Origin of the sequence: Enterococcus quebecensis (assembly GCF_001730365.1) — a bacterium.
In the GTDB taxonomy this organism is placed as follows: Bacteria; Bacillota; Bacilli; order Lactobacillales; family Enterococcaceae; genus Enterococcus_L; species Enterococcus_L quebecensis.
This window is the reverse complement of sequence record NZ_MIKB01000016.1, coordinates 212,476-230,330: the sequence shown is the minus strand read 5'-3', so window position 1 is coordinate 230,330 and position 17,855 is coordinate 212,476. Positions and strand designations below refer to the sequence as shown.

19 protein-coding genes are annotated in these 17,855 nt (G+C 36.0%); 4 read left to right on the top strand and 15 right to left on the bottom strand.

The features are described 5' to 3' along the window. Positions 1–68: 68 nt before the first annotated feature. The 4 genes from ytpR to pepA all read right to left on the bottom strand — a co-directional run bounded on the left by ytpR (position 69) and on the right by pepA (position 2,762). Entirely contained in the window at positions 69–686 is a 618-nt protein-coding gene (ytpR, locus tag BCR23_RS12250; RefSeq protein ID WP_069635770.1) for a YtpR family tRNA-binding protein, read from the bottom strand. Positions 687–865: 179 nt separating this feature from the next. Then, entirely contained in the window at positions 866–1,321 is a 456-nt protein-coding gene (locus tag BCR23_RS12245) for a universal stress protein (protein WP_141706745.1), read from the bottom strand. 42 nt (positions 1,322–1,363) lie between these two features. Then, positions 1,364–1,675: a thioredoxin family protein gene (locus BCR23_RS12240; protein ID WP_069635768.1), complete on the bottom strand. Its 312-nt coding sequence runs from the start codon at positions 1,673–1,675 to the stop codon at positions 1,364–1,366. 10 nt (positions 1,676–1,685) lie between these two features. Beyond that, positions 1,686–2,762, bottom strand: coding sequence for a glutamyl aminopeptidase (gene pepA / locus BCR23_RS12235; protein WP_069635767.1), 1,077 nt, complete (start codon positions 2,760–2,762; stop codon positions 1,686–1,688). A gap of 271 nt (positions 2,763–3,033) precedes the next feature. Between pepA and BCR23_RS12230 the strand changes: the two genes are divergently transcribed. Further along, positions 3,034–3,372, top strand: coding sequence for a PepSY domain-containing protein (locus BCR23_RS12230; RefSeq protein ID WP_069635766.1), 339 nt, complete (start codon positions 3,034–3,036; stop codon positions 3,370–3,372). A gap of 54 nt (positions 3,373–3,426) precedes the next feature. On the opposite strand, the gene trmB is transcribed toward BCR23_RS12230, so the two are convergent. From trmB to BCR23_RS12205, 5 genes are all read right to left on the bottom strand, one after another. Beyond that, a complete protein-coding gene (gene trmB, locus BCR23_RS12225) occupies positions 3,427–4,068 on the bottom strand; it encodes a tRNA (guanosine(46)-N7)-methyltransferase TrmB (RefSeq protein ID WP_069635765.1) in 642 nt (213 codons plus the stop codon). A 128-nt stretch (positions 4,069–4,196) separates the two neighbouring features. Continuing rightward, a complete protein-coding gene (locus tag BCR23_RS12220) occupies positions 4,197–4,976 on the bottom strand; it encodes a phosphotransferase family protein (protein ID WP_069635764.1) in 780 nt (259 codons plus the stop codon). Positions 4,977–5,210: 234 nt separating this feature from the next. Further along, the gene (dat, locus tag BCR23_RS12215; protein WP_069635763.1) at positions 5,211–6,074 is read right to left on the bottom strand and encodes a D-amino-acid transaminase; all 864 of its coding nucleotides are present in this window, start codon (positions 6,072–6,074) and stop codon (positions 5,211–5,213) included. A 2-nt stretch (positions 6,075–6,076) separates the two neighbouring features. After that, the gene (locus BCR23_RS12210) at positions 6,077–7,294 is read right to left on the bottom strand and encodes an ABC transporter permease (RefSeq protein ID WP_071870058.1); all 1,218 of its coding nucleotides are present in this window, start codon (positions 7,292–7,294) and stop codon (positions 6,077–6,079) included. A gap of 1 nt (position 7,295) precedes the next feature. Next, positions 7,296–8,033: an ABC transporter ATP-binding protein gene (locus tag BCR23_RS12205; RefSeq protein WP_069635762.1), complete on the bottom strand. Its 738-nt coding sequence runs from the start codon at positions 8,031–8,033 to the stop codon at positions 7,296–7,298. A gap of 135 nt (positions 8,034–8,168) precedes the next feature. Here BCR23_RS12205 and BCR23_RS12200 point away from each other — a divergent pair, with 135 nt between their 5' ends. From BCR23_RS12200 to BCR23_RS12190, 3 genes are all read left to right on the top strand, one after another. Next, entirely contained in the window at positions 8,169–8,597 is a 429-nt protein-coding gene (locus BCR23_RS12200; protein WP_069635761.1) for an HIT family protein, read from the top strand. Then, positions 8,597–8,938 carry a YtxH domain-containing protein gene (locus BCR23_RS12195; protein WP_083241966.1) on the top strand — a complete coding sequence of 114 codons (342 nt, stop codon included), beginning with the start codon at positions 8,597–8,599 and terminating at the stop codon, positions 8,936–8,938. The genes BCR23_RS12200 and BCR23_RS12195 overlap by 1 nt, the downstream gene beginning before the upstream one ends. 342 nt (positions 8,939–9,280) lie before the next feature. Beyond that, a complete protein-coding gene (locus BCR23_RS12190; RefSeq protein WP_069635759.1) occupies positions 9,281–10,291 on the top strand; it encodes a peptidylprolyl isomerase in 1,011 nt (336 codons plus the stop codon). A 46-nt stretch (positions 10,292–10,337) separates the two neighbouring features. Here the strand turns inward: BCR23_RS12190 and BCR23_RS12185 are convergent, their stop codons facing one another. From BCR23_RS12185 to BCR23_RS12160, 6 genes are all read right to left on the bottom strand, one after another. After that, positions 10,338–10,799 carry an ASCH domain-containing protein gene (locus BCR23_RS12185; RefSeq protein ID WP_069635758.1) on the bottom strand — a complete coding sequence of 154 codons (462 nt, stop codon included), beginning with the start codon at positions 10,797–10,799 and terminating at the stop codon, positions 10,338–10,340. A 19-nt stretch (positions 10,800–10,818) separates the two neighbouring features. Continuing rightward, a complete protein-coding gene (locus BCR23_RS12180) occupies positions 10,819–11,763 on the bottom strand; it encodes a 3'-5' exoribonuclease YhaM family protein (protein ID WP_069635757.1) in 945 nt (314 codons plus the stop codon). Between the two features lie 2 nt (positions 11,764–11,765). Continuing rightward, entirely contained in the window at positions 11,766–14,462 is a 2,697-nt protein-coding gene (locus tag BCR23_RS12175; protein WP_069635756.1) for an ATP-binding protein, read from the bottom strand. Next, positions 14,459–15,691, bottom strand: a complete 1,233-nt coding sequence (locus BCR23_RS12170; protein WP_069635755.1) for a metallophosphoesterase family protein — start codon at positions 15,689–15,691, stop codon at positions 14,459–14,461. Before BCR23_RS12170 ends, BCR23_RS12175 begins: the two co-directional genes overlap by 4 nt. A gap of 170 nt (positions 15,692–15,861) precedes the next feature. Next, positions 15,862–16,992, bottom strand: coding sequence for a metallophosphoesterase (locus tag BCR23_RS12165; protein WP_069635754.1), 1,131 nt, complete (start codon positions 16,990–16,992; stop codon positions 15,862–15,864). Then, complete coding sequence (locus BCR23_RS12160) at positions 16,985–17,854, bottom strand: phosphatidylserine decarboxylase (protein ID WP_069635753.1); 870 nt, start codon at positions 17,852–17,854, stop codon at positions 16,985–16,987. Before BCR23_RS12160 ends, BCR23_RS12165 begins: the two co-directional genes overlap by 8 nt. Between the last annotated feature and the right edge of the window lies 1 nt (position 17,855).

Below are 17,855 nucleotides of genomic sequence, written 5' to 3'. Positions count from 1 at the left end.
AATTTTGAAGTGATAAAAAAATAAAAGGTTGAGATAAAAGTAGCAATACTTTATCTCAACCTTTGTTTCTATTTTCCAACTGGAAATGCTTCCCCTACAACCGCATCAAAAGGCAACTCTAAAATCCCTTTTTTCGCTGGTGCATCCGGCAAGCGTAGTTCTCCTGCAGAACAAATCATTCCAAAACTCTCCACACCACGTAAAACGCCCGGCCAGATCATCAAACCATCCGGCATCATTGCACCAGGCTTAGCCACAACAACTTTCTGTCCAGCTTTAATGTTAGGTGCGCCACAAACGATTTGTAAAACATTGCCATTATCTACTTCTGTTTGAGTGATCGATAAATGATCAGAATCAGGATGCTTTTTACAAGATTTTACAAAACCAATGACGATTTTAGGTTCGTTATCTTCAACTAAGGTTTCAGAAAAACCAGCTTTGGTCATTTCTTGATTTATTTTAGTTAGTTGTTCCTTTGTTAAGTCTACCTGGCCACTGCCTTCAATTTCACCTAAAACCGTTGATGCATCAAAAATATTCCAAGCAACCACTTGTCCGTCTTCTGCAACACTTACTTGTGCCACATTTCCATTACGTTTTACTTGATTTTCTTGTCCTTTATCGTCAGCCACGATGATCATTAAAACATCGCCGACATGTTCCTTATTATAAGCAAAAATCATTTTTTCCTCACTCCATTTTATCTTTTTTCCAAAATGCTAAACAAAATATCTCCTGTCCTATCTTAACAAAAAAATGGATTTACTGCAGGGTTATTTTTCTTTTGGCTATCATAACTAAGAAAAATAGATGAAGCAAAACGGTTAACGTCTTGTTTCACCTATTTTATCTAGTCTAATATTTATTTTTTCTCAGGATGAACAATCAATACGTCACAAGGTGCATGACGAATGATATAACTACTGATACTACCAATCATTAAGCGTTCAACCTTATTTAATCCTGTTTGACCCACCATGATTAGATCAACGCTATACTTTTCTGGTAACTCTTTACACATCATTTCTTTTGCCACGCCGTAAGTCAAAACTGTTTCTACTTGATTAAAATCAACCTTTTTTGCATACTCGCTGCACTCAGCGAGTATTTCTTTTGCACTTTCTGTTTCTTGATCTAACAATCCATCATTCAAAGAGGAATAACCCATCATTGTATAGACTTTATTTTCTATAATGTGAGCTACAATCACCCGTCCATTATTTCTTCTGGCTACTTCTACTGCTTGTTGATACGCTAAATTTCCTTGATCACTGCCATCGACACCCACTAAAATATTTTTATATGATTGTGTTAGCACAGTACTCATCTCCCGATTGATTTATTTTGATTCCGACTGAAACTACATGCTTTTTAAAAATGTCGTGATTTCTTCTTTTGTTTTTCGGGCTTTGTTAACCAAACGGCCTAATTCTTTTCCTTGATCTGTAACGACAAAACTTGGTATACCGAAAATATTCCACTCAGAAGCAAGTTCTAAAAATTTATCCCGATCCACTTCAATAAAGCGAAATTCTGGAAAATCCGCTTCAATTTCAGGCATCACTGGTTTAATAAAACGGCAGTCACCACACCAATCAGCGGTAAAAAAGAAAACACTTTTCCCTTCGGATACATAACTTGCCAACTCTTCATAAGATGTTGGAATAATCATAAATTCCCCTCTACTTTCCGTAAATGATCGTATTAACGGTTGTTTTATCTAAACCTTTTAAGACTTGGATCAACATTTCACGTGCTGCTTCAAAGTCTTTGATATTAAACATTGTTTGGTGCGTATGAATATAACGTCCGCAAACACCAATTACTGTACTCGGCACACCATTGTTTGTTGTATGAGCAGCGCCAGCATCGGTTCCGCCTTTAGATACAAAATATTGATAAGGAATGTTATGAGTTGCAGCTGTATCTAATAAGTATTCACGTACACGAGGTAATGTGATCATACCAGGATCATAAATGCGTAACAATGTCCCTTCCCCAAGATGTCCGTAAGTCCCTTTTTTGGTTTGAATATCATCTGCCGCTGAACAATCCACTGCAAAGAATAAGTCAGGATTGAATTTATGCACAGATGGTTTAGAACCACGTAAACCAACTTCTTCTTGCACGTTCGCCCCAGCGATCAAAGTATGACCTAATTGTTCATTTTGTAATTCTTCCAAGGCTTCTAAAACTAACGTACAACCATAGCGATTATCCCATGATTTACTGATGATATTTTTACCATTGGCCGTTTTGATCGTTTCTGTTTGTGGAACAATCGAATCACCTGGACGAACACCAAAGCTTTCCGCTTCTTCTTTCGATTCAAAACCAGCATCAAAAAGAATATCTGTGACTTCTAATTGTTTTTGACCGCTTGTGCCACGTAATAAATGTGGTGGAACAGAAGAAGAGATACACGGATAATTTCCCTTACTTGTTTTTAATGTAAAACGTTGAGCAGATACCACATATGGATTCCATCCACCTAAGGGTACTACTTGGAACAGTCCGTTATCTTTGATTTGAGTTAACATGAACCCAACTTCATCCATATGTGCGGCAACCATAACACGAGGTGCATCTAGTTCTTTGGCTCTCTTCAAACCAAAAATTCCGCCTAGGCCATCATATTGAATCTCGTCTACTAATGGTGCCATATTTTTTTTCATATACGCACGAATATCATCTTCAAATCCGCTTGTTCCTTGTAATTCTGTTAGTTCTTTGATGCGTTGAAATGTTTTTTCTTCCATCGTTGTATTATCTGCCAGTTATCCTGCTAACTAAAGTTAGATCACTTTAGTTTACTACTCAGAATTAACTCTTCTTTTTTGCTAAAAAATAACATTATCTTCAAACAAAAACGGCAGATACTCCTTTCATATGATTTCATTTTCATTATAACGCAAATTTTTTCAATTGCCCACGTTTTTTGTTTTTCGATATTTTCATACATTGTGTTAGAATAGAGGTAACGCTGAAGGTTTTTAGCAAGCATTTGAAAATACTCGGAGGTTATTCCCCATGAATGAAGAAAATGAATTAAGCTATTTTAAAGGTGGCTTAGCGATCGGTGTTAGTATCGGTATCCTAAGTGGAATCGCTTCAACATTATGGTATCACAAAAAACGTACATTAGACGCTGATCTGGTGTTAGAAAACGTGAAGGACGCATTTTTAAAAGAAGGACCGATTGAAGGATCATGGATTGAATTTGAGAAAAAGCCATTACGAAAATTTGCCATCCATTCAAAAACCTATAATGGCGGAATTTCACGCTTAGAAGATGGTGTTATGGTGCAATACGAATTCACTGCTGATGCATATACAGGCACTGTGATTGATGTGAAACGATTAAAATAATCAAAACAGAAAAAGCGTTAGATTTTTATAAAAAATCTAACGCTTTTTCTGTTTTTAAGCTTGAAATTTTGCTTCCACACGATAAATTGGCTGACCCTTAGCAGAGAATTTCTCTTCATACTCTGTCATGATATTTCCTTCATAATTACTGTCATGAAGATCCAACCAAACTTGTTCAAGAATCATACCATATTTTGAAAAACTGCTTAGTGAATATTCAAATAAACCACGATTATCTGTTTTAAAGTGAATTTCGCCATTTGGCTTTAGAATTTTTTCATCTGTTTCTAAAAAAGTTTTATATGTCAGGCGTCTTTTTTCGTGTCTCGTTTTTGGCCAAGGATCAGAAAAGTTCAAGTAAATTTGATCCACTTCATTTTCAGCAAAATATTCCGTCAACTCTTCTCCATTCACATGGAGTAATTGCAAGTTAGGTAAATTTTCTACCAAAGCTTTTTCTAAAGCAATCGAAAGCACACTCAACTGCATATCGATACCAATATAATTAATTTCTGGATTTGCTTTTGCCATTCCTACCACGAATTGTCCCTTACCAGAACCGATTTCAATATGGATAGGATGATCATTTCCAAAACGTTCTGCCCAACGGCCTTGCCATTTAGCTGGCTCATCTATAACTAATTCAGGATGACTAGCCAAAAGTTCAGCTGCTCCATGTCTTTTTCTCATTCGCATATTTTATGTTTCCTTCCTCGTATAACAAATTTTAAGAGGGTAGTACAAAACGCTAATGTTTTGTGCTGCCCTCTACTATTCAAATAAGCAGCTGGAAAAAAGCAACTACTTGTTTTTTCCCAACCTCTTTAATACCCAAAAGCTTGTTTCAATTTCAAAATCTCTGCATTCATTTCTCGTGTTTCTCCTGATTGATAGTGCCGAAGGATTTCTTGTAAAAAATTAAATAAAGCATACCACTTAATTCGGGTCAGTGCCTCTTCACTTGGACGCATACCGTAAGACAATAACCATTTATTCCAGCTTCCTCTAGGAACATAATGGCCTAATAACATGCCTAGATCTAATGCGGGATCTGCAATCATCACTGAATCCCAATCAACTAAATACAAGTAATTATTAGATACGATCCAATTACGATGGTTTACGTCCCCATGAACCACCATATAGTTATGAACGGAGTAGTTTGGTATGTTTTCTCGCAAATAAAGATACACTCTGGCAAGATAAGTATTATGTTGCAATTCCGCTGGCAATTTTTCAGCATACGCTTGAAGCATCATTGCAGGAGTCTGGATTTGTCCGCCGATTTTTTCCAACATATTTTTCAGCATATGTGAATGGTGCAGATGATACAATACATCCACCACGTCATTTCTTTGACCTATCTCTTGGGCTTTCAGTACCTGTCCGTCCAACCATTCTTGTGCAGTTAAAATATCCCCTGTCACTGTGCGTTTGGTCCAAACCAACTTTGGAGCAATCCCTTCTTTAGACAAAGCAGCTAAAAGAGGAGAAGTATTTCTTTTGATAAATACTCTTTCAGTCGCACGTATACCCATGAAAGTTTGGCCAGTTGCGCCTTTTATTGGCTGCAAGCGCCATTCCTTATCCAACTGAAATGCCATGGAAATTATCTCCTATTCTTAATACAATTTAAATAAAAGCGGAACGGGTTCGTTTTGTCTCGATTGAAAAATAGGGAATCATTATTGTGACGCTTTTTGTCACCTGAATGAGTCATCTTTTTTTCCGAAGGGTTAACCCGTGAAGCCAAGTTACTACATCATTTACAGTACTTATCATTTTAGCTTCCATAACGTACTTCGTCAAGCATCTCTCTTGCTCTTTTAGTAGTTAAACTAATTTTCTGAAGTTCCACACACTCTATCAACAGCAGCGATATAAGCATTTGTTAACTGTTTCGTAATTTTTCCAGGTCTTCCAGTTCCAACGATATGATCGTTCACTTTTACAACAGGCACGATTTCAGTCAGTGATCCAGAAACAAAACATTCATCTGCGGTAAATAATTCTTCTTCATAAACAGCTTCTTCTTTTACCGGAATATTCAATTCTCTTGCCAATTCTAAAATTTTCATTTTTGTGATTCCTGATAAAATCAAATTTCCATCAGGATGAGTATAAAGCGTACCATCTTTTACTACCCAAAAATTTGCTGCCGAAGCTTCTGTAACTTTGTCATCACGTACTAGCACTGCATCATCAAAGCCTTTACGACGAGCATCATCCAGTGACATCACATTTCCTAGCAAACTCAACGACTTGATATCACAGTGAAGCCAACGTGTATCAGGTACAACCGCAACAGTGAGTCCTGTCTCCATCTTTTTCACAGGTCGTTCATAAGGAATGATATTGGCTGTCAAAACGCCTTTAACTTTCTCAGGATCAGGTAATGCATGGTTTCTAGGTGAATCAATTCCGCGTGTCACTTGGAAATATAGTTTTCCTTCATTAATCCCTTCAATTTTAACTAATTTTTTCAAATTAAGGATTAGTTCTTCTCTTGAAAAAGGCAACGTCATTCTGATTTTTTCGGCACCGCTCCATAAACGATTCAAGTGTTCTTCTAACATATATAAATGACCATTATACACACGAACAACTTCATACAATCCATCACCATATTGATAGCCACGATCTTCAATATCGATCTTTACTTCTTCACGTTCAACGATTTGATCATTCCATAAAATATGCATCATTAAGCCTCCATTTTCTTCAAACGATAAGGAACATAAAACTTAGCAAATGCTAAAACTTCAACAATCAATGCAGCCACAACGATTAATCCGTCTTTAATATTAGGTAACGCAATCAAAACAAAGAGACTAAACAGAATCGCTGCTACAAACAATAATACCGTTACGAGTTTACTAACTGCTTGTTTCTTTTGTCCATTTGGCACAGGATATAAATGTGTCATCACCATGTAGTCAAACTGCGTATAAATCGGAATCAACTGAAATCCAATCAAATATACAAATAAAACTGACACACCTAATGAGATCCAAAACTCTTTTAGGAAAAATAAAATCACTCCAGCAACCAATACCAATCGAATGAATAAACCACTGTACTCAGATCCTCTTAAAAAACTGCGAGCATAAAGATACAAATAAGTATTTTGATTTTTTTTCTTGATTTTACTCAATAGTGGATCGAGGAACTTCCGCCGTTTGACGCTGCTAGAAATTTCCGGTACATCTGTAAATAAATGGATAAATTGATAAATACGATGCATCCGATTTTTTTCTTTTTGAATCATTGTCTCCCAGTCTAAAGATACAACTTGCTCTTTTTTCTTTAATATCAGATAGAAAAATACCATTTGTACAGCAGCTCCAAGAACTCCTGCCCATGGCAAAACATATAAACTAAGAGCAATAATCAACAAACTAGTGACAAACCAAAGAGTAAACCAACGAAGGCGCTCATTTGAGGATATCTGATATAGCTCATATTTTTGCAAACGTAAATGGCTAGCCTTTAAAATCCCCAGCATAACAATAAAATAGAAAAATGTTGAAAATGCCCAACCTGTTGAAACGACTACAAGCGGCATTGACATACCACCCATCAAGAATAATGCCACTAGTGGTAACCAAAAAGAATAACGAATCGCACGATTCAAATATGCATTCATCTCAGGTTCTTTTGGTAAAATGAATACTTTATCCGCCTCTTGCGCTAATGTAGCAATACGACCAATATGCAGTAAAGCCAACCAAAGAAGTAAAATGATCGGTCGTCCCCAAACAAAATTTGTTGGTAGTGTCTTCAGCACTTGAGAATAGTAAAATCCCAGACCTCCTAACAAGAACACGCAGACCAAAATAAAATGATCGTTAAACACATAGCGCATATACTTCATCATTTTTTTCAAATGGCGTGCTAAACGAATGCCAAAAAATCCAGACATATTAACCCACCTTTTCTTCTTTTGTTAGTGCGATATAAATATCGTCTAATGAAGAACCAGGCAAATTAAATTCTTTACGCAGCTCCTCCATTGATCCGACTGCTCGAACCTCACCATCATGTAAAACCACGAATCGATCACAATATCGTTCAGCCGTAGCCAAAATATGAGTAGACATCAAGATCGCAGCTCCTTGATTACGCATTTCATCCATTAATTCTAATAACGCATGAATCGCCAAGGGGTCTAATCCTAAAAAGGGCTCATCAATAATATACAAACTTGGTTCAATCAAAAAAGCACATAAAACCATTACTTTTTGCTTCATCCCTTTTGAAAAATTAGCAGGAAACCAGTCTAATTTATTTTCTAATCGGAACGTTTTTAATAAAGTATCAGCCCGTCTAAAAGCTTCTTCAATGGGAATATCGTAAGCCATCGCCGTGATTTCAATATGTTCCCGTAAAGTTAATTCTTCATATAAAGAAGGTGTTTCAGGAATATAACCGATTTTCTTGCGATAATTTTCTGGTTGTTGTTTCAACGTCTCTCCGTCAATCGAAATTTTGCCTTTTTGTGGTGTTAACAAACCGATGATGTTTTTGATTGTTGTGCTTTTTCCCGCACCATTTAACCCAATCAATCCAACCATTTCACCTGATTTCACTTCAAAGTTAATATCTTTTAAAACAGGGATATGACCATAACCCCCTGTTAAGTGTTCAATTACTAAACTCATTTTGTTCCCTCCAACTCATTTTTATCTTTCATCTATTATACCACGAACTTTTTGAAGGTTTCATGAACTTTTTCTCCCAAATAAAATTCAAGATATGGTAAAGTAAAAGAAAGAGTAAAAGAAAGAAGTGATACCATGACAGATTGTATTTTTTGCAAAATCATTAATCGAGAAATTCCTAGCTATAAAGTCTATGAAGATGATAATGTTTATGCATTTTTAGACATTACCCAAGTAACCAAAGGACATACATTATTAGTGCCAAAAGAACATGTGACAGACATCTTCGATTATGATCCAGCATTAGCTGGTGAAGTCTTTGCACGTGTCCCTAAAGTAGCACGTGCCTTGGAACAAGCTTTTCCAGAGATGCAAGGATTGAATATTATCAATAACAATAAAGAATTAGCCTATCAATCCGTCTTCCATTCTCATATCCATTTGATTCCTCGATATGGAAAATCAGACGATTTTTCTATTCATTTTGGAAACAATCAGGAAGCTTATTCTTCAGAAGAAATGCAAGCAATTGCAGAAAAAATAGCGAAGCAGGTGGAACAATAATGGGAAAATTTTCTAAAGGAATTTTATTTGGTGCCGTTGTCGGTGCTGCAAGTGGTCTATTGTTTGCTCCAAGAAGCGGCAAAGCAACACGCCAAAAATTTGTGGATGAACTAGATGACTGGTCTGATTTAAAGGAAGACTTCACTGATAAACTAGATCAATTTAAGGAATCTGCAGCGGCCTTGCAAGAAGCAGCAGAGATATACATTGATCCTTTTATTGAAGGTTTGACTCAAGATGTTGAAAACTTTAAGTTCCAAGCAGAACCAAGACTAGAGCAAATCCAAGAACAAGTTGAAAAAATCCAGTCTGAATTACCTGAAATGCCAGAAACTGACTAAAAAAACTTTGCGGATGAAATAGCTAAAAAAATTTCATCCGCCTATATTAATTATTTAAATATAAATAATTAATATGAAATCAGAAATTTTTTAACTAAAAAGGTCTTTTTCCTGCTTTTTTTGGCGCTAGCTAAAGTAACCCAAGCCTTTTAAGCTTCTATTTTTAGAAAAAATTTTGTGAAATCAGCTATTTTTATCGATGAAATTGTGTCCTAAATTCGAAAATTTATTGAAACTATGACTTCAGTATTTCATTTATGAAACATAGTGTGGTATAGTTATAACCGTGAGAATTAATTTCTACATAATAAAAAATAAAACAAACTTAGGAGTGCTAACAAAATGAAGAAAAAATTAATCTTAGCCGCAGCAGGCGCATTCAGCGTTTTTGCATTAGCTGCTTGTTCAGGCGGTTCACAAGACATCGCAACAATGAAAGGTGGCACAATTTCTGTTGATGATTTCTATAACCAAGTGAAATCAAGCCAACAAAGCCAACAAATTGTTCAACAAATGATTGTTTACAAAGTTTTTGATGGAAAATATGGTAAAGACGTTTCAAACAAAGAAGTTCAAGCTAAATATGATGAATCAAAGAAAAGCATTACAGATCAAGGTGCTAACTTCGATGATCAATTAAAACAAGCTGGTCTTACTGAAAAAAGCTACAAAGAACAAATCAAACAAGGCTTAGCTTATCAAGCAGGCCTAGAAGCACACGTGAAAATTACTGATGCTGATTTGAAAACAGCTTGGGAAGCCTTCCATCCAGAAGTAGAAGCTCAAATCATCCAAGTTGCTACTGAAGATGAATCAAAAGAAATCAAAAAACAATTAACTGATGGTGGCGACTTTGCTAAAATTGCTAAAGAAAAATCAACTGATGCAGCGTCTAAAAAAGACGGCGGAAAAGTGAAATTTGACTCTCAAACAGAAACAGTTCCAGCTCAAGTAAAAGAAGCAGCTTTCAAATTAAAAGATGGTGAAGTTTCTGAACCAATCCAAGCAACTGATGCAACTGGTTACCAATCATCTTACTTTATTGTAAAAATGGTTAAAAACAAAGAAAAAGGCAACGACATGGCTCCTTACAAAAAAGAGTTGAAGAAAATTGCTGAAACAAACAAACTAAGCGATCAAACATTTACACAAAAAGTAATTTCTGATGAATTAACTGAAGCAAATGTTAAGATGAAAGACGATGCCTTTAGTGGTTTGATGTCTAATTTAATCCAAACAAAAGACTCTGAAAAATCTAAAGACTCTTCTAAAAAAGAGAAAAAAGATTCTAAATCTAAAGACTCTGAAAAATCTAAAGATTCTTCAAGCAAGACAGAAGAATCATCTAAATAACGTGTAAACAAAAAAAGAGATGCTGTCATCTCTTTTTTTGTTTGCCTTATTTTTGGAAAACAAGTTCAAATAGTTCATACACAACCAACAGATCTTCTGTAAAAGTTAATTGATATTCCTTCAATTCTTGCTCAAAAAAAGGACGGTGTACACTTCGCCAATACGCTAGTGTACGATCCCCTTCTCCTTCAAGATAACCATGTACTTCCGATATTTGAGAATAAGATAGTATGTCTACTACTTTTGTACAAATGATGGCCTGAGCTTGAGCTTTTCCGTCTAGAAGTACACTATAACTTCCTACTTCAGGCAGTTTTTCTTCTTCAGAGCTTAATTCATATAGGATATGAAGAGAAGACGTTCCCGTCTTCTCCCCTTTAAGCACATGCATGAGCAGCTCATCTGCCATTTCTGGTGAATTCCCAAAAGACCATGCTTCATAATTATCATGTGGAATCAAACATTCTTTTTTGAACTGTCCCCATAAATCTTTCACCGACTGATTCATTTTTTTACCCCTAGCTCATTTAAATATCTTTTGGTACGTAGAAACTACGATTATCTAATCCAAAGATTCGATCCGTATATTCTCCTGGTTCTGTTTGGCGAACTGAGCTTAACATCATTTGTATTGAGGCGTCAATATTATCAATTTGATGCAAAACCTCAGCCTCCATGATGCGTGGTCGAACAGGTGAACCATATTCTAATAAGCCATGATGAGCTAAAACCATATGACGTAAAACAACGACATCTTCATCATTTTCATCGATCTTCAATGCAATACAAGCTTTTGTGATTTCTTCATCTATCAACACCAGATGACCAATCAAATTCCCTGCTAAGGTATATTCAGTAGCCATTGCCCCAGAAAGTTCTTTTACCTTCCCTAAATCGTGTAAGATAATTCCGGAATATAATAGCGCTGCATTCAATTCATTGTACTCTTTGCAGATTGCTTTTCCTAAACGAAGCATAGAAACTGTATGATACGCCAAACCATTGGCAAATGCATGATGGTTTCGTTTCGCTGCTGGAAAATCGAAGAATTCTTTCTGGTATTGTGTTAATAAATAACGAACGATTCGTTGCCAATGGGCATTTGTTATTTCAAAAACCGTTTGATTGATCTCTTCAACCATATCTTCCCGTTTTAATGGTGCTCGCTCCATATAGAGAGAAGGTTCACTTGGCTCGTCTGAACGTGCAACACGCATATGGATAATCTTAACTTGAGGATTCCCTTGATACACTTCTCTTTTCCCGTTTAAAAGGATTACGCTGCCTGCTGTAAAGCGACTAATTTCTTCCTCTGAAGCATCCCAGTATTTCCCATCAATTGTGCCTGATGTATCTTGGAAAGTAAACGCAATAAATTTTTTGCCGTTTTTTGCTATACGTACATCAGCATTTTTAATCAAAAGGTATAATTCAAACGTTTCATCTACAGTTAACTCACGGATTTTTTTCATACTTACGCTCCCTCTAGTTCTATAATCGGTTGATTTAGCTTTCTATAATAGCTTACCATTTCATTGTCAGAAGAAAAACAAATGACTTGCTGTTGTTGAGAAAAAACGGCAAATAACTGCGCCAATTGTTCTTTTCTTTTACTGTCATAATGCAACCAGCCATCATCAATAATAATTGGACACAAACTACGCTGTTCTTGTAGATAAAGAAAAGCAAAGCGAACAGCCATAATTACTTGATCTCTTGTTCCTGTGGATAGTTCATGAAGCATAAATCGTTGCTGATCTTCACGAATGATCATTAATTGTTCTTCATGCAATTGAATAGATCGATAGGCTTTTTGTGTTAAGAGTTGGAAATAGTCTGTCGCTTTGTTTAATAAGTTAGGCAATTGTTGTTCTGACAGTTCTGTTAACAGATCCATCAATAGCTGTCCAGCTAATTGATGACTTGACCACTCTAAAGCAAGTTCTTCAATTTCAGTTTTCAATACAGCCTGTTCTTGATAAAGTTCATCTAGTGTCCCATCAGCCAACATCTGTTGACGTTGATACAGTAATTTCTGCTCTTTTTTCTGCAATTCTTGAATACTGGATTCTATTTCTTTGATTGCTTGTGATAACTCAAACTGTTTTGCTTGCAGCTGTTTTGGATCGCTAAACTCTGTATACAATCCTGCCAACATCCCTTGCAATTCTTGTTTTCGTTTATGATTTGCATTCGCTTCTTGATAGCCTTGAAGTTTACTTGGAATCTCATTTATAGAAGCTATTTGAAAACGATACAGCAATGGACGTGCTTGATCTAGTACTTGTTGCTGCTTTTCTTTAACTTCTCGAATCGTCTGACGTGTGTATGCATCCGCTTGATATTCTTGAGCAAAACGAACTTTCTCCATCTTATCAGCAAAACGGCCAATTACACGAATTCGTTCTCCTAAGGAGGTTCCAGCAATTGGTAATCTTGCCGTATAACGCTCTGTTTGTTCAGCCAATTCTGCTGCACGCTTTTGATCTTCCCGTAATTGATGTTCAAGCTCTTGGTTTGTATTAATTAAAATCAAATAACGAGTAATATCTGTACGATGAGTCAACCAAAATTCAACTTGATCCATCCGACCTAAATGGTTCTCTTTAACTTTTTGAGAAATAAAGCGAGACATTTCCTGTTCTTCTTCTTTTAACTTCTGTATTTCAGTGTTTATCTTTAGTAACTGATCATTTAAATAATCTAACTGAGACAACTTTTCCTGCCATTGCCTTTTTTCATTTTTATAGGTATCTTTTGGTTGATAGAAAAGAGGCAATAATCCAACAACAAGACTTCCTGCACTAAGAACGAATGTCACATATCGAATCGGTACTGGCAAAAAGAAACTAAGTAGTAAAAAGAGTCCTGCAATTCCACAAAACAGTAGATTGATTGACTTGTTTTTTTGTTGATGTTTTTTTTGAAACATCTCTTTATTCATCGTTTCAAAGGTACTCAAATTTTCTTCACGAGTGGCAATCTCTTCTTCTAGCAAGTGCAAGTCTGTTTTAGCATTTTGTAATTTTACTGCCCGTCCAACCATCTCTTCTCTCATCTCATTAACAGTATGTTCTTCAAAAGATAATTGAGGCGGATGTACTGAGTTCCATCCCCATTGTTTTTCTAAAGGCAGCATCTCTTGTTGATTCTGTTGTAAAGATTGTGTCATCCAGTCAACTTCAGAAAGTAATTTATCGATATCATATCGCTGATTAAGTAATTGCTGAATGTGTTCCTCTTCTTCTAAATAAAATTGGTAGTCCTCACTTTGATCCTCTGTCTCACTTTGTGTTGCGATACTTTGGTTTAAGCGTGTTAATTCTTCATTCAAAAAACGGTGTTGCTGATAAATCGAAAGCAATGATTCTTGATCTTCTCGTCCCAACACAGGTTTTTCTTTTGACTGATTGATTGTCTGTAACTCTTCATACAGTGGTAAATTCATTACTTGTTTTTCCACCAAAGCTAGATGTTGCTTTGTTTCTTGAATTGTTTGCTGTTTTTCTGTAATTTGTCTCTCAGTATCAGATAAATCAGCAAGTAATTGTTGGAACGGACGTTCTTGTTGTTCTTTTTCATTGATACGTTGTTGTAAGCTTTGATAAGCATTCAGTTTCTGATTTAAGGGTGGTTGGCTTCCTTTGCCTTTGTAAATCGTCTGAGCAGTCTTAAAATAGTCTTCTCTACTAAGTAATAATTGTTGACTTCCTGACAAACCTAACGAAAGTAGAGACGTTTGCAGTTCTTCTTCGCTTAATTTTTCTAGTTGGCTCAGTTGTTCTTGTTGAAAGGTAAACACTGATTGAAACAACTCTTTAGTCAGTGGATAAATCATCTTTTCAAGTGTTGTTTCATCACCTATCTGCTCATTAAAATAGACTTTGGCTTGCCCTTTGTTTTGTCCTTTGAAACGTTCTACTTGAACTTCTCCATAAATCGGATGATCAAACCATAAACGTCCGCCATACGCTGCACCATTTTTGGGTTGATAGTCTTTTTTTCGTTTGCCTTTTGCTGGAAACCCAAAAAGCATTGCTTGAATGAATTGATAAATCGTTGATTTGCCTGCTTCGTTTGTCCCAAACAATAATTGATTCTTGGGTAGAAACTCAATTTTATGCTGTTGCCATTTGCCAAATCCAACAAGTTCTATCGCAATGAGTTTCATGGCTGACCCTCCTGAATAACAAAATCTTCCTTGATCTTTTGATCAGCTTGCTCAATACTACGTTCACGCCATTCTTCATTCACTTTTACAACAGAAGAAAATAACGGATTCTGTACCAGTTCTTGTAACGTGTTTGAGAAGATATCTTGCTGTAAGTAGTTTTTTTCTAATTGTATTAACAACTCTGGTGTTGCTGCAATCATTACTTTTTTATCGATATCTTTATTTAATACTTCCACTTGAAATAAAAATAGCAGATGATTGGTTTGCTGTAGTAACGTTGTTTGAAGGTATTGAAGTAATTCTCCATTTTCGTAAGCGGTCTGAAACTCTTCACCAAGTTGCTCCGTATCAATCAATTTGATTTCTTTTAAAAGAACTTGTTGTGGGGCTTTCATATCATTTAAAAGAAAATCTGTAAGAATGATGAGCGCTTCCTGTAAACTTTTAGCCTCGCTCAATGAGTACTTTTCCACCTGCCAAGTAATTTGCGCTACAGGTTCAAAATGGACTGTCGCATGCCCTGCTTCTACTGAAACCATGGCTACACCTTGAACAGTACGCTCTTTTTTTGTATGTCCTTGCGGAGTTCCAGGGTATACAATCAATGGGTCCGCACTCACTATCTGCGGCTGATGGATATGTCCTAAAGCCCAATAATCATAGCCTTTTCTCTTCATTTCACTAAATGAAAACGGTGCATAATTTTGTGTCCCATTGTTGGACGTATCCCCATGATAAATACCGATATGAAGATCTGCTGTAGGATCTTTCAGAGGAAAATCAGACAATTTATCCTCATTCATCCATGGATGCTCATAGCTGAACCCTGAGACTGCTACCTTTTCTTGATTCTTCGTCATAAAATAATGTGTCTCAACTTGTTCACTGCGAAAAAGAAATAGATTCTTTGGAAAATCAAACCAGTACCGCTCTGCTACATAATAATCATGATTACCAAATGTCATGACTACAGGAATCTTGGCTTGTTCCAAGCGTTTCATTTCTTCAATAAAATAGGCTTGCGTCCGGATTGATGTCCGACTTTGGTGAAAGGTATCTCCTGCAAAAATTACAACATCCACCTGATTTTTTATCGCTATGTCAACAATCGCTGTGACTACTTTCTGATTAGCTAGCTGTAGTTTTTCAGCGATTTGTTTGGGAATGTTTTTTAGGCCTTCAAAAGACCGATCCAGATGTAAATCTGCCGTATGCAATACTTTCATTAGATCCTCCTCTTTTGTCCTAATTCTCTTACTTAATCATATCATTTTATGAAGATTTGGTCAGTAATAATATACGAAAATTTGTTCGTTTTTCATTTTTTTTGAGAATATAAAAATAAAGAGGCAGAAATTCAATGTTAAACATCTCATTCTAGCCTCTCTTAGCACATTTATTCTATTGTCATATCTATTTGAACGATTTCACTCTGCGTTCCCAGACGCATCGGTGGTCCCCACGTACAAACACCCGAAGAGACAATAACTTGCGGACTATTTTTATCTTTACGATAATAACCATAATCCACTGTAAAATACGCCTTTGTTACTAAATTAAAGGGAAAAATCTGGCCTTTATGTGTATGTCCAGAAAGAATCAGCTCATTTGCATACTCATATTCATCTATATTTGATGGTTGATGATCTAAAATGATTTTAGGAAGTTGATTCCCCACTTTCGTGAACTGCTCCTGAATGCTTTTTCTGTTACCTTCTTGAGAACCAATCGGTCGGCTATCTTTTCTTCCGACAACTAAAATCTCATCAGCAACAACCGTCATTTCATCTTCCAATAATGTGATATTCCCTGATTCAACCAATTCTTTCATCTGATCAAAGGTCTCACCCGCATCATGATTCCCCCAGCACATATATGTTCCATACGTAGAAGAAAGTCGTCTGAATTGTTGTTTTATCCCCTCAGGATCCTGCAATGCATTAAAATTGCCATCAAATAAGTCACCAGAAATAAAAACAATATCAGGATTCATTTGATTGATTTGCGTCACTATTTTTTTCAGTTTCTTTAGATTGTTCACATAGCCCAGATGCACATCACTAATCAATACAGCCTTTATTTTTTTCTGTCCGCTATTGCCAGCTTTATTCAGTGTTACTTGATAATTCATCGTTTTGATTTGCTGTGCCTGCCACGAGCCATAGCAAAATAAAATAATAATCAACGCAGTTGAACCTAGCCAAATAACCAGTTCTGTCTTTGTTTGAAGGATCATAATTTTCTTTGTAACCTTGAGTATTATGTCCGTTAATCCAAAAATAACCAAAGAGACAAACCAAAAAGATAACCAATAAGTACCGATTTTACCCACAAGACCACTTACATTTACATCGAATAATAACAACGTCAGAATTGATGCGATAGCAAACAAACTGATAATACCCCATAGTATAAATGAGTAGTTAAAAGCTGAAATCCGCCCTAGAATAAAGAGAAATTTTCTACCGATATAAAAATTCCCTAAAAGAAACAAAACCATAATAATCAAAAATGCTAGTTTATTCATGCTTTTCCCCCAGCACTTCGCCGACAACTTGTCCAAATTTCACAATTGTTTCTTGGTTATTCGCTGTGTTCTTCCAAATTTCAGGATCGATTGTCACTTGATTTTTTTGAAATAATACAATCACTGTTGACCCACCAAATTCAAACCAGCCTTTTTTCTCAAAACGTTTGCAGTCCCCTGAATCTTTCAAATTCTTAATTTTGCCAACCATTAAAGCACCGACTTCAATTTGAGCAATTTTCCCGAAATTCTTTGTTTCAATGACCGTCACTTCTCGTGCATTTCTGGAAAATACTGGTTCATTGTGAATGGCTATTGGTTGAACCGTATGAAAAATACCCGATATTTTTTGATGCTCAAGAATGGTTCCTTCATCAATAAAATAATAATGGTGATAATCATCTGGTGTTAAACGAAAAATGACAGCACAGCCACCTTGCCACTGTTCAGCAAGTTCTGTGCTATCAAGTAACTCTGAAAGATCATATTCTGAACGTTTGACTTTAAAACAGCTCTGTTCATTTATCGGATATACCGTAACTTTCCCATCGCAAGGTGCTGCTAAAGATGTTTCATCTTGCGGCAATGGGCGTACGTCCTTTTTTATCTCTCGCATAAAAAAATGATTGAATGATTTGTAGATTGTGGATTCATATTCTTCCATCTGCAGATCATTCTTTTTAATAAAATTATTAATCATTCCTTTTGAAAATGAGCTATTTAAATAAGCCCCAACAATTTTTGTAACTGGTGGCTGAATCATGCCTTTTAAAAAAAGACGCCCAATAGGATTTTTGTATAGAAAATGTAATGACCAACTATCATTTTCAGTGATCGCTTTCGTTTTGAAACGTTTCTCCATG

Coding starts and splice junctions, on each gene's coding strand:
- BCR23_RS12240 (WP_069635768.1), bottom strand. CDS start 1,675: ATGATTATTCCAACATCTTATGAAGAGTTGGCAAGTTATGTATCCGAA.
- ytpR (WP_069635770.1), bottom strand. CDS start 686: ATGATTTTTGCTTATAATAAGGAACATGTCGGCGATGTTTTAATGATC.
- BCR23_RS12220 (WP_069635764.1), bottom strand. CDS start 4,976: ATGGCATTTCAGTTGGATAAGGAATGGCGCTTGCAGCCAATAAAAGGC.
- BCR23_RS12170 (WP_069635755.1), bottom strand. CDS start 15,691: ATGAAAGTATTGCATACGGCAGATTTACATCTGGATCGGTCTTTTGAA.
- BCR23_RS12190 (WP_069635759.1), top strand. CDS start 9,281: ATGAAGAAAAAATTAATCTTAGCCGCAGCAGGCGCATTCAGCGTTTTT.
- BCR23_RS12165 (WP_069635754.1), bottom strand. CDS start 16,992: ATGAATAAACTAGCATTTTTGATTATTATGGTTTTGTTTCTTTTAGGG.
- BCR23_RS12180 (WP_069635757.1), bottom strand. CDS start 11,763: ATGAAAAAAATCCGTGAGTTAACTGTAGATGAAACGTTTGAATTATAC.
- pepA (WP_069635767.1), bottom strand. CDS start 2,762: ATGGAAGAAAAAACATTTCAACGCATCAAAGAACTAACAGAATTACAA.
- BCR23_RS12185 (WP_069635758.1), bottom strand. CDS start 10,799: ATGAATCAGTCGGTGAAAGATTTATGGGGACAGTTCAAAAAAGAATGT.
- BCR23_RS12230 (WP_069635766.1), top strand. CDS start 3,034: ATGAATGAAGAAAATGAATTAAGCTATTTTAAAGGTGGCTTAGCGATC.
- BCR23_RS12210 (WP_071870058.1), bottom strand. CDS start 7,294: ATGTCTGGATTTTTTGGCATTCGTTTAGCACGCCATTTGAAAAAAATG.
- trmB (WP_069635765.1), bottom strand. CDS start 4,068: ATGCGAATGAGAAAAAGACATGGAGCAGCTGAACTTTTGGCTAGTCAT.
- BCR23_RS12205 (WP_069635762.1), bottom strand. CDS start 8,033: ATGAGTTTAGTAATTGAACACTTAACAGGGGGTTATGGTCATATCCCT.
- BCR23_RS12195 (WP_083241966.1), top strand. CDS start 8,597: ATGGGAAAATTTTCTAAAGGAATTTTATTTGGTGCCGTTGTCGGTGCT.
- BCR23_RS12160 (WP_069635753.1), bottom strand. CDS start 17,854: ATGGAGAAACGTTTCAAAACGAAAGCGATCACTGAAAATGATAGTTGG.
- dat (WP_069635763.1), bottom strand. CDS start 6,074: ATGCATATTTTATGGAATGATCAAATCGTTGAACGTGAAGAAGTAAAG.
- BCR23_RS12200 (WP_069635761.1), top strand. CDS start 8,169: ATGACAGATTGTATTTTTTGCAAAATCATTAATCGAGAAATTCCTAGC.
- BCR23_RS12175 (WP_069635756.1), bottom strand. CDS start 14,462: ATGAAACTCATTGCGATAGAACTTGTTGGATTTGGCAAATGGCAACAG.